This window comes from Halomicronema hongdechloris C2206 (assembly GCF_002075285.3).
Taxonomy (GTDB): domain Bacteria; phylum Cyanobacteriota; class Cyanobacteriia; order Phormidesmidales; family Phormidesmidaceae; genus Halomicronema_B; species Halomicronema_B hongdechloris.
The window spans coordinates 4,843,577-4,859,924 of the sequence record NZ_CP021983.2 but is presented as its reverse complement, the minus strand read 5'-3'; the positions used below and the strand labels follow the sequence as shown (position 1 = coordinate 4,859,924).

Below are 16,348 nucleotides of genomic sequence, written 5' to 3'. Positions count from 1 at the left end.
CGAGCGCCAACTAATATCTTAGTTCCCTGGTGCGGCTCTGCGTTGACGCACACTCCGGCGAGAGCGGGTCGAGATGCCATACTCGACGGCTGCACCCAGGCCAAAAAAGACAGCAGATAAGGTCCAGAAGACTTCCCACAGACTGCCTTCCTGGTAAGTGCCCCGATTTACCGCGTAGGCAAAGAACATATCAGCGATGTAGAGAAAGAACACCGCCACAGCGATCAGCTTCCAAGACTGGGAAAAGCGACCGCCCCAAAATGCCACTAACAGGGTGGTTGCTAAGACCACCAACAGGCAGTCGCCCAGGACATACAACAAACTGACAACGCTTGCTAAGGGCTCCATGAGCGTGTCAAACTGTTTCGCCCAGGCCGGAGCATCGGGGGTAGCTGCTGCCGGCTCCTCGGAGGTGGCAGCCTCTGGAGTAGGCGTCTCCGCCGGAGAACCATTGGCCTCAGCCGCCGTAGGGGCTAACGGAGTCTCGGCGGTTGCAGCAGGCGCTTCCGCCTGTACGGGCACCGAGGCCTCTGGCGGAGCAGCCTCATCACCTAAGACCTGGTAGTTCAGGAAATAAGCCAACACTATTCCCGCCAAGCCTACCCCAGCAATAATCAACCACTGCGGCGGTTCGAGATTAAGCCGCCGCGGCAATACCGCTTGAATGATGCCAATCCCCAAACACACATAACTGATCAGGTAAAAGAAATCCCCCAGGGAGACCGCTGGGTCTAATCCCCAGACATTGCCCCAGAGAAAAAAGAAGATATTGCCACAGACATAGGACAACAGGCCCAAACTAATCGCTAGCCAGACGTTACGCCCACTGACGATTTGCTCACTCTGCCAGTTACGGGCACAGATAATTGAGGAGACAGCAAATGCTCCGGTTTCCAGCACAGTAATGCCAATAAAGAACCACCCCGGCTTATCACCACTGGGAGTCGGCGCACTGAAGAACAGGAAAAATAGCACTGCCACGACGGCCCAGACGATGCCCAAGAGAATAATTGTCGTCGTGGAAGACGAGGAGGAGGGTTTACTCAATGGAACACTCCTTATCTGAATCTAAATCAGCACCTTAATCTAAACCCGATTTAGGCCCAGCGCGATAGTCTTTGCGGGAAAAACGGCGGTTTAATATGCCGGTAATTTCTGCTTTACCCGGTTCTGCTGCCTATCTGCCACCTAGCTCCAGAGCTTCCCGACCGGGGATTGCTGCAGCCAGCGAGTGAAGAGCTTGCGGTCATTGTCAGGCATATCTTGCAACGCTTCTAGGGCTCGCTCTGTGAAGGTGGTGTTGCCGAAGTAATCCTTGCCAATGCGATGGAGGTCTTGCAGCAACTGTTGCAGGTGATGGTCAGTCCAGGCAGGCATTTGCGGCATTGCTAGGGGATCGATGGTGAGTAGCCCCTGAACCACTTTAGATGAGATACCTCGGGGAAATGGTCCCGAGGTCAGGACCGTCTCAACTTCCTGCTGAAATGACCCGGCCTGTTTGCTGCCCAATAAATCTTCGATGTCGATATAGACCGCTTGTAACAAGACGAGGCAACCTTGAATCAGCACTGGGGACGTATTTGCCTCCTCAGCCCCTCCTGCTTCGGCTAACTGTTCCAAGCGAATCTTTCCCCAAATGCTAAAGCGTTCGGGTTCTTCTAGCAGCACACAGGCCTTACCTCGATTATCGGTGAGATCACGCCAGAGGGCCCGGGCATCGTCTGCTTGAGCAATGGTGAAAACGCTGAGAAGTCGAAAGGTCTGACCCTGATAGGAGAGAATCGGGATCTGCTGCTCCTTTTTGGGATGCTGAATTGTTTTGATGTCAACATCTTGTCGCTTCAGAATAAACATGATGTTGCCAATTCACTCCTATTGGGGTGGATGCATAACCCATGGCGGATCGTCTTACATCTTAGGTATTGAGCCAGTTTACTACTACCCTACCGCAGTCAACCTGTTTGGCCGCGGTGATTTTAGCGTACAGTTGGAAAAGTATGATAACCATCTCACCCTAGTAGCGCGGCAAGGCTAAAATATTGGGTAAAAGGTCAAGAAGAATGCTGCTATGCCCCACCCTGATAAGTACGTTGTCAATCTCAGCGAAAGTGAGCGAGAGCGCCTCAAAGACATTAGTCGCAACGGGAAAGCCCCTGCGAAGAAAATCCTCCACGCCAGAATCTTGCTTTTGGCTGACCAAACTCATCAAGAGGGCGGTTGGACAGACCAACGCATTGGGGAAGCAATGGGTCTCCATCCCTACAGCGTGGCTCGCATTCGCAAACGGTTTGTCACGCAAGGAGAAGCGCCAGCGCTCAATCGCAAAGTTCGCACCACCCCGCCTGTGGCCCCCAAAGTAGACGGTGAAGTTGAAGCTCAACTGGTTGCCATCTGTTGTTCTACGCCCCCTGAGGGACGTGCTCGTTGGACGTTAAATTTATTAGTCGATGCCTTGAAAGCCCGCAGCATTGTCACCGAAATTAGTCGCGAAACCGTGCGTCAGACGCTTAAAAAAATGAATTACGACCTTGGAAAAAGCAACGATACTGCATCCCAGAGAAAGACACGGCCCGCTTTGTAGCTCAAATGGAAGTCGTGCTGGACCTGTACACAGCGGAGCACTCGCCTGAAGAGCCCCTCATCTGCATGGATGAAGCGGCGATTGAGTTGCATAAGGATGTCTATCCATCTCAACCCATGCAGCCAGGTTCAGATGCCAAAGAGGATTACCACTACGAGCGCGAAGGGGTACGCGCGTTGTTCATGTTCTTTGACCCGATTCGCGGCTGGCGACGGGTGAGTAGCCGAGAGCATCGTACCCGCATCGATTGGGCCGAAGAAGTCAAACAATTGTTAGACGAAGATTATCCTCATGCTCGCAAGGTCAAACTCTTGTGTGACAACCTCAACACCCATCATATTGCCTCACTCTATGAAGCCTTGGATGCGGATGAAGCCCATCGTTTAGCCCGGCGATTAGAGCTGTTCTACACCCCACGCAATGGGAGCTGGCTGAATGTCACCGAAATTGAGTTGAGTGTCTTACAGCAGCAATGTCTTGACCGTCGGATTGGCGATCCCATTACGCTTGAGCAAGCGTTAGCAGCTTGGCAACAGCAGCGTAATTCACAACAAGCAGGCGTTGTTTGGCGCTTTACCACTCAAGATGCCAGAATCAAGCTGCGCCGCCTTTATCCTAACCCAGCAAATTAGCCTTGCCATCCTAACCCAGCAAATTAGCCTTGCCACGCTACTAGAGGCGATGGCAGGCCGAATGGCTTCCCGTTTGGGCATCGTATTGATATGAGCAGCCTCAATGCCCTGGATCGATGGGGCAATCGCGGCTAGTGGGAGGCTTTAGGGTAGCATGAAACCAAATTGGGCCCTTAGTTCAGGGGATAGAACAACCGCCTTCTAAGCGGTAAGTCGCAGGTTCGAATCCTGCAGGGCCCGTTTGTTGTTCCTTGGCCTCAGCGTTGGCCATCCCGGAGCAGGGGCTAGAGCCGAGCTTGTATGGCTTTTCAGCCAGGCTGAGCGCGCAGCGGCCTGCAGGCGCAACCTAGTCGTGGCCGCAGTCTTGGTTGTCTAGATAGTCGCCCGGCACCTGTCCCGATATCGTCGCGGCTGCGATCGCACCTGCAGCCGAGGAGACCCGAACCAAGCCAGGGCGGTTCTCCACCGGAGCCAACTTTTACATTTCGTTACACTGTAAATGTGTGGGCGATTCAACTCTGAGTTGGAAAGCCCTGTATGTAATGAGGTGCCCTTATGAACGGCAATATTCGGGTGGGAAGCCTGTTAGGTATTCCCTTTTATATCAATGTCTCGTGGTTTCTGGTGCTAGCGCTGGTGACCTGGTCCTACGGTAGCGGGTTGGCTTTCGAGTTCCCGAATTTGCCAGGGATAACACCCTGGATTATGGGGCTAGTGGCCGCTCTGTTGTTGTTTGCCTCTGTGTTGGCCCACGAGTTGGGACACAGCATCGCCGCCAGGCGTCAAGGTGTCGGTGTCCGTTCCATTACGTTGTTCTTGTTTGGTGGCTTAGCGGCCCTAGAGAAAGAATCGGACACCCCCAGCGGAGCGTTTTGGGTGGCCATTGCCGGACCCTTGGTGAGTCTGGCCCTATTCTTCGGCCTCTCGCTGACGAACAGCGTGTTGCCTCTGGCAGGCCCTTTGTCTGCAGTGTTGGGATTGCTCGCCTACATTAACTTGATTCTGGCAGCCTTTAACTTGATCCCAGGCTTACCATTAGACGGCGGCAATGTCTTAAAGGCGCTCGTCTGGAAGCTTACCGGCAACGCCTACAAGGGAGTGGAAATCGCCAGCCGCGTGGGTCAGTTCTTTGGCTGGACAGCCATTGTCCTGGGAGTCCTGTCTGTGCTGGGCATCAGCCAGGTAGGCAGTATCTGGACGCTGCTGATTGGATTCTTCCTGCTGCAGAATGCGAATCGGTCGGCCCAGTATGCTGAGGTCCAGGCTCGCTTGGACGGCCTGACCGCCGCCGATGTGGTTACCCCTGATAGCCCGGTTGTGGCTCAGTCGGCTACCCTGCGCGAGTTTGCCGATGAGGCGGTGCTGTCCGCCGGTAGCCAGTGGCGCAAGTTCCTGGTCATTGACGATGAAGGACAGCTCGTGGGCACACTGGCGGTGGATATTTTACGCCAGATCCCCCGAGAAGACTGGGCCCAAGTGCGAGTTTGCGATCGCATGGACCCCTTAGAAGGGATCGAAACCGTTGACTCTGATCGCCCCTTGCTAGATGTCTTAGGCAAGCTGGAAGAGTCTCAAATTCCGGCCCTGGTGGTGACGAAAGCCAATGGTATGTTGGTCGGCCTGCTGGAGCGATCGGCTGTGATTCGTCTACTGCAGCAAGGCTCTACTCCCAACCCCGCCTAGGACTCACTAGGACTCACTAGGACTTACCTGAGATAACTGGCTCTGTTTAGGGCAGAGCGGCCCCCGCTTCCACCTCGGAAGTGGGGGCTCACTCATGGGGTTGATTATCTGGAGGACAATCCCGCTGACTGACATCCCCCGAGGGCAGACGGGTGCGGCAGAGAATCGCCTCGGCCAGATCGACCTGGGTCAAGGTGCTATGGCTGAGATCGGCATCGGTGAGGTTGGCACCGTCTAGATTAGTGCGGTAAAGGCGAGCACCTTCCAGGCTGGCACCGCTGAGATTTGCACCTTCCAGATTGCTGCGCAACAGTTGTACCCGAAACAGATCGGCTCCCCTGAGATCGGCATCCACTAAATTCGCCCGCGACAGGTTAGCTTGCAGCAGCTCCGCTTGGCGGAGAGTCGCCTGCTCTAGCGTCGCTCCGGTGAGGGTGGCTGCCATGAGACGGGCTTGACTCAGGTCGGCCCCCGTTAGGTCAGCCCCCGTCAAGTCACTGCGATTGAGGCCAGTTGCCGTCAATTGAGCTTGGACTAGAGTCGCCTGGCTCAGATTCACCTGATGCAGGCGTCCCTGCGTGAGGATGGCCTGGCTCAGATCGGCCCCCTGCAGATTAGCCCCGGACAAATTGACTTGCCGCAGATTGGCCCCTTGCAGATTGGCTTGGGCCAGATTCGCCTGGGCTAGTTCAGCGCCCGCCAGGACAGCCTGCCGTAAATCACAGGCGGGACATGCCTTCGTGATCAACAGTTGCTGCAGCTGTGTCAGATCGGCCGCTGGACCACTGCCCACTATCCATGAGATTAGAAGACCGGGGACGAGCCAGAGCAATGATTTCATAGATCTAAGTGCACTCAGGACCAAACTTTACGGAAATATCTGCCGAATCACAAAAATAACTTCTACAATGGCAGCATCTTTTGAGAACAATAGCCTACCCGGAACCCACCTGTGGTCTTGATTGGGACCTATCCGTTTAGACCTGTTTATGTTTAAGCATCCTTGGCACTAGGGCCTGTACAATTCATGGCGTCTCCGTCGGCAAACTCCTATCAGGAACCCACCTCCTTAAAACGACCGCGTTCGTCGAAACTCTTGGGTTGGATATGGCCAATCCTGTGGCTGGGATTGTTAATTGGCTCTGGGATCGTCGGCGGATGGGCCCTGATCTGGCTGATGCGCATTCCTCCATTACCGGAGTGTGCGACCATTTCACCCCAGAGCACTGACGGCGATCGCATCTACTGTGCCAAGGCCCAAGCCCAGTCTAGTGACCCCCAAGCCCTAGTGGGGGCGATTGAATTGGTGGCGACCTGGTCCCAGGACCATCCCCGCTACGAAGATGCCCTAGAGCCCCTGCGGCAGGCATCGGAACGGCTGCTGAGCAAAGCCCAACAACGGATGCAAGCGGGTGATCTAGAAGCTGCAGTGGATCTGGCCAGCCAAATTCCCCTGGACACACCGCTGCGGCCGGCCGCCCAGGCTGCCATTTATCGCTGGCGACAGGAGTGGGCGGCAGCGGCCACGGTGGAGACCGAGGTGCAACAGGCTATCCAACGACAACAGTGGGATCAGGCGCGGCAGTCGCTGCAACGGCTGAAAACTCTGAGTAGCGACTACTGGCTGCGGGATCGCTATCAGTACTGGGTGGAGTCTATTGATCTGGAACAGCAGGCCTGGGCCCAGCTGCAAGAGGCCCGTAGTCTGGCTAACCAGGGAACCCCAGCGGAGTTGAAACAGGCGATCGGCTTGGCCCACTCCATTGACTTGCGCAGCCATGCTTGGACCTCGGCGGAGGTCGAGATTAACCGCTGGAGTGAGTCGTTGCTGATGCATGCCTTCCGGCGGTGGGAATTGGGCGACGTCGAGGGTGCGATCGCAGCGGTGCAAGCCGTACCTCCCAATCTCAACTTGGCCCCCGATGCCCAGGATCTGATCCAGTTTGGCCATGCCCAACGCCTAGCCAGCCAAGCCAAGCAGCAGGCAGGCTTTCAGCCCACCTACGGCCAGCTATTTCAGCTAATGGAGGCGATTCGGGCGGCAGAGCAGATCCCGACCACTAGCCCCTTCTATGACTCCGCCCGGCAGCAGCTACAGCAATGGCAGCAGCAATTGCAAGACTTAGGGCAGCTGCGGGCTGCTCAGAGTGTAGCCGCCCTAGGGCAAATCGGCACCTATCGAGTCGCTATCCAGCAGGCCCATCAGGTGGCCCCAGAGCGGCCCCAGCGTCAGCAAGCCCAGACCCTGATTGCCCATTGGCAAAAGCAGATCGAACGCATCGCCGACCGGCCCATCTTACGCCAGGCTGAAGCCCTGGCCCAGGCAGGCACCATCGCCGCCCTGAAGCAGGCCATCGACCAAGCCGCCCAAGTCCCCCAGGGACGCGCTCTGCGGATTCCAGCCCAGACCCTGATCGCCCAGTGGCGTCAAGACATTCAAATCATCGAAGATCGGCCCATTCTGAATAAAGCCATGCAACTGGCCGATGATAACCAGCTGCGGCAAGCCATTGAAACGGCCCGGACGATTCAGCCGGAGCGGGCCTTACACGAGCGCGCCCAGGGCTTAATTCAGGAATGGACCACGGCCATTCAAATTGCCGAAGATGGCCCAATCCTGCAAAAAGCCAAGGATCTGGCCTATGAGGGTAGTTTGACGGCGGCGATTAATACCGCCGCCCAGATTGGGGCGGGCCGGGCGCTGTATGATGAGGCACAACGAGCCATCGCCCTCTGGCGGGCTGAGCGAGACTATATTTGGTCTCTGCGAGAAGCGGCGGCCGAGCAGTCTGCCGCTGCGGCCGAGACCACTGACGAGACGGCTCCTGAGTCCTCTGATAGCGAGCCATGACCTCACCGCTGCGGCTAATGCTGATCAACGACGACCCCGTCTTTCGATTGGGGTTGCGGATCTGGCTGGAGCAACTAGGAGATATTCAGGTGGTGGCGGAAGCCAGTAATGCTTCAGAAGCCTGGACCCAATTGTCCCCAAGCGCTGCTGCGGCCGAGGTGGCAACTGAGCCAGCGTTGGATCTAGTGATTTTAGATTTAGGGTTGGGGCGGGGCGATCCCCAGCAACTGCCAGGGCTGCAGCTCTGCGGTCAGATAAAGTCGCGCTTTCCGACGCTGCCGGTGTTGGTCCTGGGGGCTAGCGACGAACCGGTGTTGCGGGCGGCAGCCGATCAAATGGGGGCGGATGCTTACCAGCGGCGGGGGCTGCCCCTACACCAGCTGGCTGATCTGATTGGGGCCCTAGCGACGGCCCCTACTTCCCAGACAGCCTCTGCCCTGCCGGCTGATCGTCAGTCACCGCCAACCCCAGGCCCTGGGGCCACCTTTCGCAGCCGGCTGCGTCAGTCCTGTCTGCAGCAAATTGCAGCCAGCCTAGATCAGGTCCAGGGACACCTAGACCAGGCCTCTGCTCCCTATCGGTGGGTGTTAGCCGGACGGCGACGGGAGTTACGGGCGGCACGGGGGCTGATTAGCTGGTTGCTGGCGACGCCGACCCCGGAGCCCCAGCCGTCGCGGCCACAGGGTGATCCCCAGGCACCATCGTCTCCCTTCCCATCGCCAGGACTGGTGCAAGCACCAGGCGGTACGCTACAGGGCTGGCCCCGGCCGCTGTTGCAGGCAGTGGCGCTGAAGTTGACAGGTCCCTTGGCCAATACCAGTGGCGTGCCGCTGGAGATCGACATTCTGCGGCAAGAGAAGCGACAGGAACTGCTATATCTGAGTCTGCAGCAGCTAGAGGCGACCCTGCGGCAGCTACGACGGGCCCAACTGTCTCCGGAGCAGGTGACGCAGACCTGGCTAACGCTGCTCGGCGACCTCTGGCAGGACATCATGACTGAGTTTTTGGGTCGCTATACCACCCTGGAGATCGATCAACAGGACCAGTCCCTGGTTCAGGTGCTCTCGCAGGAGCGAGAAACGGTGCAGCAAGGGATGCTGGCCACCCTGCCCTATGGCCCTGATCTGTTGCGCCATCTGCTGTTTCAAGACAGCCTCACGGTGGATGGAGCGCCCTATCTGGCCAGCACCCCGGCAGCCTTGGACCGGAGCCAGTGGCTGCTGGAAAACCTAGTGATTCAGCTGGCCAACGCCGTGATCCAGCCCCTGCTCAACCGCTGCCCAGATGTAGAGCCGCTGAAACAGCAACTCTATCACCGCCGCCTGATCAGCAGCCGCGAGATCGAGCGGTTCCGCAACGAGTTGGCCTGGCGCTACCGCTGGGCCAGCTTCTGGCACGAGCCGGCGGCCATCTTCGAAAGCCGTTACCCACTCTGGGGCCTGGGTCCCTCAGGCCTCGTCAGCCGCTCCATCTATGCCCCCCGCCGCCAGGAATTAGAGCAGCTGTCCGGGCTACCATTGGTCATTACCCTACTCTTGGAGGCGCGAGATGCGATCGCACCGCGTTTCCGGGCCGTGGTGGCTTGGGTGGGCAGTGGCCTCGTCTACATACTGACCGAGGTAATTGGCCGCGGCATCGGTTTGATTGGTCGCGGCATCGCCAAGGGCATCGGCACCGCCTGGCAAGACCGTCGCTTCAACCGCCACAGCCAAGATAGCTGAAGCCAAGCCCCTAGAGAATTGTTTATTCTGTAGACAATCCCTTGTCTGGACTCCCCTATGACTGAGCCTCGTACCCGCATCTGTATCTTGGGAGGTGGCTTTGGCGGTCTCTACACCGCATTGCGTCTGAGTAAGCTGCCCTGGACCACCCCCGACGCCCCGATCATTACCCTAGTCGATCAGGGGGATCGCTTCCTATTCACCCCCCTACTCTACGAACTCCTAACCGGTGAATTGCAAACCTGGGAGATTGCCCCTCCCTTCGAAGAACTGCTGGCCCATACCGGCATTCACTTCCACCAGAGCGGCGTTAAAGCCATTGCCATTGACCAGCAGCGCGCCACCCTAGGGGATGGCACTATCTTGCCGTACGATCGGCTGGTCTTGGCCCTAGGCGGCGACACCCCCCTCAACACCACACCTGGGGTGAAAGACCATGCCATTCCCTTTCGCAGCCTCGACGATGCCTATCGTCTGCAAGAACGGTTGCGACAGTTGGAGAGCAGCGATGCCGACAAGATTCGCATCGCCGTGGTGGGTGGCGGCTACAGCGGTGTAGAACTGGCCTGCAAACTGGCAGAACGGTTGCCAGCCCGCGGTCGGATTCGCCTGATCGAGCGGGGCACTGAGATCCTGAAGCGTTCCCCAGACTATAATCGCCAGGTGGCCCGCCAAGCCCTCTCCGACCTAGGGGTTTGGCTGGACTTGGAGACTAGCGTCGAGGCCATCACTGCCGATACCCTGTCCCTGCGCTACCGCGATCAGGTCGATACCCTGCCCGTCGACATCGTCCTCTGGACCGTGGGTACTTGCGTCAATTCCCTGGTGCAATCGTTACCCCTGCCGCGCAACCAGCAGCAGCAGATCAAAGTGACCCCCACGCTGCAAGTGGTCGATCATGACCAGATCTATGCCCTGGGAGATTTAGCCGACTGCCGTGACGCCGAGGGCCAGCAGATCCCAGCCACGGCCCAGGCGGCCCTGCAGCAGGCCGACTACGCTGGCTGGAATATTTGGGCCACTTTGACGGAACGGCCGCTGTTGCCCTTCCGTTACCAACACTTGGGTGAAATGATGACCCTAGGCACCGATCGGGCCACGCTAACCGGTCTCGGGCTCAACCTGGAGGGATTACCAGCCCACTTGGCCCGACGGTTAGCCTACCTCTATCGCATGCCCACCCTCGAGCCCATCCAAATTCGAGTGGGTGCTCAACTGGTATGGGTCGGCGCGCTGCAGAAGATCTGTTGGTCGGGTATAGGAAAGCATGTTTGCAGCCTATAGGTGATATTTCTCGATGCTGTCGGCACGCTGTTTGGAGTGCAGGACAGTGTGGGGCAACACTATCGGCAGGTAGCCCAGCGCCACGGCGTCTCTGCCGATGCCGCGGCCCTAGATCAAGCCTTTAGAGCGCGGCCTTCAAGGCCGCTGCCCCCATGGCCTTTCCCGGCCTCGATCCCATCGAGGTGCCGGGCCAGGAATATGCCTGGTGGCGGCAGATAGCTCAGCAGACCTTTGCCGCCGTCGATCAACTGGCTCAGTTTGCTGACTTCGAGGCCTTCTTTGCCGATCTGTACACCTATTTCGCCACCGCTGAGCCCTGGGTGGTCTATGCCGATACCCGCTCTTCCCTAGAGCGGTGGCGCTCTCTGGGGATCGAGCTGGGGGTGCTCTCTAATTTCGACTCTCGCCTCTATGGGGTGCTCCAGGCTTTGCAATTAGACGCCTTTTTTCAATCGGTGACCATCTCCACCGAAGTGGGGGCGGCCAAGCCGAGTCCGGCCATCTTTCACGCCGCCCTGCGCAAGCATGGTTATGCCGCTGCCGATGCCTGGCACGTGGGCGATAGCCGCCGCGAGGATGTGGCAGGAGCTAAGGCCGTTGGACTTAGAGGAATTTGGTTGATGCGATCGCAACCGGCAGCGGCCTAGGGCGGCCTTCTCCCCAACTGGCCCCCTCCCCCATCTGAATCGACCATGTCAAGATAGGTGAGATGCCAGTGATGACTTGCCTTGCAAATTACCTTTCTCGGCACCAGTTCTGGTGTCCCGACCCGCTCCCGTAACGTCTCCAGCGTGGCCCTACGGCTGCCCCAACGGGCAGAAGTGTGGCTGTTTGACTGCGGCGAAGGTACCCAGCACCAGTTCCTGAAGAGCGACTTTAAGTCGAGTCAAATTCGCCGTATCTTTATCACCCACATGCACGGCGATCATATCTTTGGGCTAATGGGGCTGTTGGCCAGTTGCGGGTTGGCTGGTAATCCCCAACAGCGCATCGATATCTATGGGCCGCCGCAACTGAATGACTATCTACAGGCCTGCCGCCGCTATTCCCAGACCCGCTTCTCCCTGCCGATCAAGGTGCACCGGGTAGAGCCGGGAAAGGTGTTTGCCGATGAGGACTTCGTCGTCTCCTGCACTCAACTGGAGCACCGGGTTCCCGCCTTCGGCTATCGAGTGGCAGAGCGGGACCGACCCGGTCGCTTTGACGTCAAACGGGCCCAAGCCCTGGGGATTCCCCCTGGCCCTATCTATGGTCGGTTGAAGCAGGGAGAGGTAGTTACCCTGGCCGATGGTCGCCGCATCAATGGGGCCGAGTTGTGTGGTCCCCCCCGACCCGGTCGCAAGTTGGTGTATTGCACCGATACCATCTTCTGCCAGAACGCCGTGGACTTAGCCGACGGGGCCGATGTCTTGATCCACGAGGCCACCTTCTCTCACCAGGATGCCGAGATGGCCTACCAGCGATTGCATTCCACCTCGACCATGGCGGCTCAAGTGGCCCTGGCAGCCCAAGTGAAGCAGCTGATCATGACCCACTTCAGTCCCCGCTACGCCCCTGGCAACGATATCCAATTGTCAGATCTCTTGAGTGAAGCCCAGGCCATCTTTCCCAACACGATCATGGCCCATGACTTCTTGACCTATGCGGTGCCGCGACAGCCAGAGATGGCCTTGGCGACATCGGCGGGCTCATAGGGTTGGCGGCAGGCCGCGTCAGGATGGCCTTTTACCTGCTGCAGGCGAGTTTGGAGCTCTTTAAGATGGGACTGGGTGTCGACCGATAGGCGCGGCGCTGGTAATTCGGTATTGGGCCAACCGACGATGTCGTGGCAGGGACAGGGACCAGTGGAGACCCCTAGAACTGGCGTGGTTACTGGCATGCGGCAGCGGGCACAGTCGGTAATGTCCCAAGCCGATGAGAGTAGGGTGGCCAGACTTTCGTTGCTGCCTGCCAAATAACACCCCTGGCCATCGGTGGCTAGAATCTGCTGCCAGCACGCCTCGAAGGCAGGGCTATAGCGATTGCCCTGAAAAATGGGCTGGGGCAACCGGGTCTCATCGCCGTTGTGGATGACGACGGGCTTACCCAGCTGAAACCAGTGGGCCAAGTAGTCTCGAACACTTTCGGGAGAAGCCATAGGATAGTTCCGGTGTCGCCAAAATAGAGGCCTGAAGGCTGGCTGTAGAAAAGACGCTGCGCTGAATTTCAAGCTGGACTCGATGCCACTCGGCAATTTGCCGTCGGCATTGCCGGCCTACTGCGATCCTAACGCTGTTGCGCCTGACTGGTTCTAGCGGCAGTCAGATGTTTGCTGAGCTTAAGATTATCGGCCACCCGTGGGGGACGGTTTGCCCCCAGGTGCGCAGATCGATGGCATGGGCCGGCCACCACCAGATAAACCGGATCGGCTAATTGCCCCACCTGCCGGGTGAGCCGCCCCATGCGATCGCAAAAGGTGCGCCCCAGGGGATAGGCCGGCACCACCCCCCAGCCCGTCTCTTCTGCCACCAGAATCACCTGACAGGTAGCCTGGGCCAGACTCTGCAAGAACTGGGTTTGCCGTTGCCGCCACTCGGCCTCGGGCAGGTCTACTAGATTCGTCAGCCAGGTGCCCAGGGAATCGACTAGCACACAAGCGTCGGCTGGAATGGTGAGCAGGGTGGCAGCCAAGTCGGTAGGGACCTCTCGGGGTCTGCCAATGGGATGGACGCCGCTGCCGATGCCGATCGATGCGTTGCTGCCACGCTAGATCCTGCGGATCCCGTTGGGCTGTGGCCACATAAATCACCGGTCGCGCCGACTGGAGCGCCAGCTGTTCGGCCCACTCACTCTTGCCTGAGCGGGTGGGCCCCGTGACCAGGATGCAGGCATGATTTGCCATAGGTAGGTCGCTGCAGAAGGGTAGAGACGCCGGTGCGATCGCAACCGTGCCAAGGAACCCAGAATTGAGCCTATAATTGAGCCGCAGGTCACCATCATGCCATGGATGCTTATGCAACCAGCAACCTGGGCTGGCAACTGCGGCTCCTGCTGCAACGACTCGGGGAAGCCTGGGAATTTTTTTGGTCTCGCTGGCAATGGCAGCCCGCTGATTCCCCCCAGTGGACGTTGCCGGAGCCCCTGAGACAAGTGCTGCTGGGGCTAATCTTGGCCGGACTAGGGCTATGGTTGGCCTGGATGCTCTATAGGATGGGGGCCAATTGGTGGCACCAGCCGGGCCAGTGGCAACGGCGGCGGCCGACCTCGGTATCGACCTCCCAGGCAGCCTCTTCCCCGGTGAGATGGCAGCAGGCCCAGCACTGGGCCCAACAGGGTGACTACCGACAAGCCTGCCATATTCTCTATCTAGCTGCCCTGCAATATCTGCACCAACAGCAGCACCTGCCCGCCAATCCCAGTTACACCGACGGCGACTACCTCGACCAAGTGAGCCAACTGGCCCAGCCTCGCCCCTATCAACTCTTAATTCGCACCCACGAGCGCCTGGAGTTTGGCAACCATCCCGCCGCGGCCGACACCTACGAGCGCTGTCGCCGCGCCTTTCAGGAGATCATGCGGCCATGAGGCAACGACGGCTCTGGTTGCTATTCGGGATGGGTCTGCTATTGCTCCTGGGTCTGCTGTCCCTATCGACCCCCAGTGCCTTCTCCCTGGCCAGTGGCTCCACCTGGAATCGCAATCCCGATGGCTATGCCGCTTGGTATGACTACATGGAAGCACAAGGGGTCGCGATTCAGCGTTGGCAGCAGCCTGTCGCTGATCTACTGAAACAGCGCCGCGACCAAGAACCAGCCACCCTGGTGCAGATTCATCCAACTTTCTGGTCGGTCGAGGGCAGTTGGGCCCAGCGGCCCTGGTTGGACGATTGGCTGCGCCGAGGCAACACCCTGGTCGTGTTGGGCTTGAGCTACCCGGTCACGGCGGCCCCCTTTGAGACCCAGATCCCCAGTGATCGGGGCCCCGTCACCATCGCCACCCGACGGCGGCAAGCCGCCGAGAAAGGGACCCCCTTACTGCAGGACGATCAGGGTCTGATTGTCTGGCGACAGCCCCAGTCCGCCGGTCAACTGATTCTAGCGGTGACACCCCATTTGGCCGCCAATGCTTACCAGCAGGCAGCGGGCAACTTTCCCTGGCTGGCCGACCTGGTCACCCAAGCCGGGGGACCGATCTGGGTAGATGAGTATCTCCATGGTTACCGGGAGGCTGAAGCCTCGGCCACAGCAGGGGCCAGTAGCTGGCTCACCTACCTAGCCCAGACCCCGCTGGTGTTGGTATGCGGCCAAATAGTAGTGATTTGCCTACTGATCGGGTGGGCCCAGAACCGGTATCTCGGGGCTCCCCAGGCAATCCATCCCCCAGTGGTGGATAACAGCACCGCCTATATTCAGGCCCTGGCGGAAGTGCTATACAAGGCCAATAGCCATCAGTTCGTGGTCGATGCCCTAGCAGCGGCGGAGCGGCAGCAGTTGCAGCAGCGCTTAGGCCTAGGAACAGGGCCGGTGGATGATGCTACCCTGGCCACGGCCTGGCATCAGGCCACGGGGGGCGCGGCAACCGAGCTACATCCCCTGACTCCGCCCACTAGCTTGAATACAATGACTCTGCGAGAGTGGTTACGTCGTCTCCATGTCCTGCATTCCCGTGATCTATGACTGAGTCCCACACTTCGTTACATCGCGTTGGCCAGGCGCTCAGCCGGGTGGTGGTGGGCCAAGGCACCTTGGTGGAGCACTTGCTGGTGGCCTTGTTGGCCGGGGGACACGTGATTTTGGAAGGGGTGCCGGGCACTGGCAAGACCCTGGTGGTCAAGGTGCTGGCCCAGCTGATGCAGGCAGACTTTTGCCGCATCCAGCTGACGCCGGACATTTTGCCCTCAGATATCATTGGCACCAATGTGTTTGACCTCAATAGCCGCCGTTTTACCCTGAAGCGGGGACCGGTCTTTACCCAGGTGCTGTTGGCCGATGAGATCAATCGCACGCCGCCCAAGACCCAGGCGGCCCTGCTGGAGGCCATGGAAGAACAACAGGTTACCCTAGACGGGACTCGCCATGCCTTATCGGATCTGTTTTGGGTGATTGCCACCCAGAATCCACTGGAGTTTGAGGGCACCTATCCCCTCCCCGAGGCTCAGCTAGATCGGTTTTTGTTCAAGTTACAGGTGGCCTATCCAGATCCCCAGGCCGAGAAGCAGATGCTGCTAAACGCCCAAGCTGGCTTCGAGGCCCGGCGGCTGCAGTCGGTGCAGCCCCTGGCCACCGCCCAGGAGATCTTGACCGCCCGGCAAGGGGTGCAGCAGGTGACGGTGCAGGAATCGGTGTTGGACTATGTGCTGGCCTTAGTCCACAAGACCCGTCAGCATGGGGATCTGACCCTGGGCACATCCCCTCGCTCGGCGGTGCTGTGGTTGCAGGCCAGTAAGGCCCATGCCTGGCTGCAGGGGCGGGACTATGTCACCCCCGATGATGTCAAGGGGCTGGCCCCACCCCTGTTGCGCCATCGCTTGCTGCTAGGGCCGGAGGCCCAGCTCGATGGCCTCACCCCGGAAGCCGTGATTCAGGGGATACTGCAGAGTGTGCCGGTGCCCCGGTAA

The 16,348-nt window shown here is 58.8% G+C and carries 13 protein-coding genes, 1 tRNA gene and 2 pseudogenes; 11 read left to right on the top strand and 5 right to left on the bottom strand.

Going from position 1 to position 16,348, the window contains the following annotated elements; translation table 11 throughout:
- Positions 1-18: 18 nt before the first annotated feature.
- Positions 19-1,047, bottom strand: a complete 1,029-nt coding sequence (locus XM38_RS22125) for a hypothetical protein (RefSeq protein ID WP_080811305.1) — start codon at positions 1,045-1,047, stop codon at positions 19-21.
- A gap of 141 nt (positions 1,048-1,188) precedes the next feature.
- Entirely contained in the window at positions 1,189-1,854 is a 666-nt protein-coding gene (locus tag XM38_RS22120) for an Npun_F0813 family protein (protein WP_080811307.1), read from the bottom strand.
- A gap of 214 nt (positions 1,855-2,068) precedes the next feature.
- On the opposite strand from XM38_RS22120, the gene XM38_RS22115 reads away from it, so the two are divergent.
- The 3 genes from XM38_RS22115 (at position 2,069) to XM38_RS22105 (ending at position 4,896) form a co-directional block, all read left to right on the top strand.
- A protein-coding gene (locus XM38_RS22115; RefSeq protein WP_088428935.1) for an IS630 family transposase occupies positions 2,069-3,213 on the top strand; the annotation gives its coding sequence in 2 pieces (ribosomal slippage) (positions 2,069-2,510 and positions 2,510-3,213; 1,146 coding nt in all).
- Positions 3,214-3,380: 167 nt separating this feature from the next.
- A tRNA-Arg gene (locus XM38_RS22110) sits at positions 3,381-3,453 on the top strand.
- 315 nt (positions 3,454-3,768) lie between these two features.
- On the top strand, positions 3,769-4,896 hold the full coding sequence (locus XM38_RS22105; RefSeq protein WP_080811308.1) for a site-2 protease family protein: 1,128 nt from the start codon (positions 3,769-3,771) through the stop codon (positions 4,894-4,896).
- An 88-nt stretch (positions 4,897-4,984) separates the two neighbouring features.
- Here XM38_RS22105 and XM38_RS22100 read toward each other — a convergent pair whose 3' ends face one another.
- Positions 4,985-5,737, bottom strand: coding sequence for a pentapeptide repeat-containing protein (locus tag XM38_RS22100; protein WP_080811310.1), 753 nt, complete (start codon positions 5,735-5,737; stop codon positions 4,985-4,987).
- 186 nt (positions 5,738-5,923) lie between these two features.
- On the opposite strand from XM38_RS22100, the gene XM38_RS22095 reads away from it, so the two are divergent.
- The 5 genes and pseudogenes from XM38_RS22095 (at position 5,924) to XM38_RS22075 (ending at position 12,446) form a co-directional block, all read left to right on the top strand.
- The gene (locus tag XM38_RS22095) at positions 5,924-7,747 is read left to right on the top strand and encodes a hypothetical protein (RefSeq protein WP_137455204.1); all 1,824 of its coding nucleotides are present in this window, start codon (positions 5,924-5,926) and stop codon (positions 7,745-7,747) included.
- Positions 7,744-9,468, top strand: a complete 1,725-nt coding sequence (locus XM38_RS22090; protein ID WP_088431068.1) for a DUF3685 domain-containing protein — start codon at positions 7,744-7,746, stop codon at positions 9,466-9,468. The genes XM38_RS22095 and XM38_RS22090 overlap by 4 nt, the downstream gene beginning before the upstream one ends.
- A gap of 57 nt (positions 9,469-9,525) precedes the next feature.
- Positions 9,526-10,752: an NAD(P)/FAD-dependent oxidoreductase gene (locus XM38_RS22085; protein ID WP_088431066.1), complete on the top strand. Its 1,227-nt coding sequence runs from the start codon at positions 9,526-9,528 to the stop codon at positions 10,750-10,752.
- A pseudogene (locus XM38_RS22080) lies at positions 10,753-11,399 on the top strand (HAD-IA family hydrolase).
- A gap of 81 nt (positions 11,400-11,480) precedes the next feature.
- Positions 11,481-12,446, top strand: a complete 966-nt coding sequence (locus XM38_RS22075) for a ribonuclease Z (RefSeq protein WP_080813348.1) — start codon at positions 11,481-11,483, stop codon at positions 12,444-12,446.
- On the opposite strand, the gene XM38_RS22070 is transcribed toward XM38_RS22075, so the two are convergent.
- Complete coding sequence (locus XM38_RS22070) at positions 12,392-12,889, bottom strand: hypothetical protein (RefSeq protein ID WP_202978947.1); 498 nt, start codon at positions 12,887-12,889, stop codon at positions 12,392-12,394. The two genes, XM38_RS22075 and XM38_RS22070, sit on opposite strands and share 55 nt — an antisense overlap.
- Positions 12,890-13,052: 163 nt before the next feature.
- A pseudogene (cobU, locus tag XM38_RS29245) lies at positions 13,053-13,633 on the bottom strand (bifunctional adenosylcobinamide kinase/adenosylcobinamide-phosphate guanylyltransferase).
- A 101-nt stretch (positions 13,634-13,734) separates the two neighbouring features.
- Here cobU and XM38_RS22060 point away from each other — a divergent pair.
- The 3 genes from XM38_RS22060 to XM38_RS22050 are packed head-to-tail and all read left to right on the top strand — an operon-like array spanning position 13,735 to position 16,348.
- On the top strand, positions 13,735-14,316 hold the full coding sequence (locus XM38_RS22060) for a DUF4129 domain-containing protein (protein ID WP_080813350.1): 582 nt from the start codon (positions 13,735-13,737) through the stop codon (positions 14,314-14,316).
- A complete protein-coding gene (locus XM38_RS22055) occupies positions 14,313-15,407 on the top strand; it encodes a DUF4350 domain-containing protein (protein ID WP_080813352.1) in 1,095 nt (364 codons plus the stop codon). Before XM38_RS22060 ends, XM38_RS22055 begins: the two co-directional genes overlap by 4 nt.
- Complete coding sequence (locus XM38_RS22050) at positions 15,404-16,348, top strand: AAA family ATPase (RefSeq protein ID WP_088431064.1); 945 nt, start codon at positions 15,404-15,406, stop codon at positions 16,346-16,348. Before XM38_RS22055 ends, XM38_RS22050 begins: the two co-directional genes overlap by 4 nt.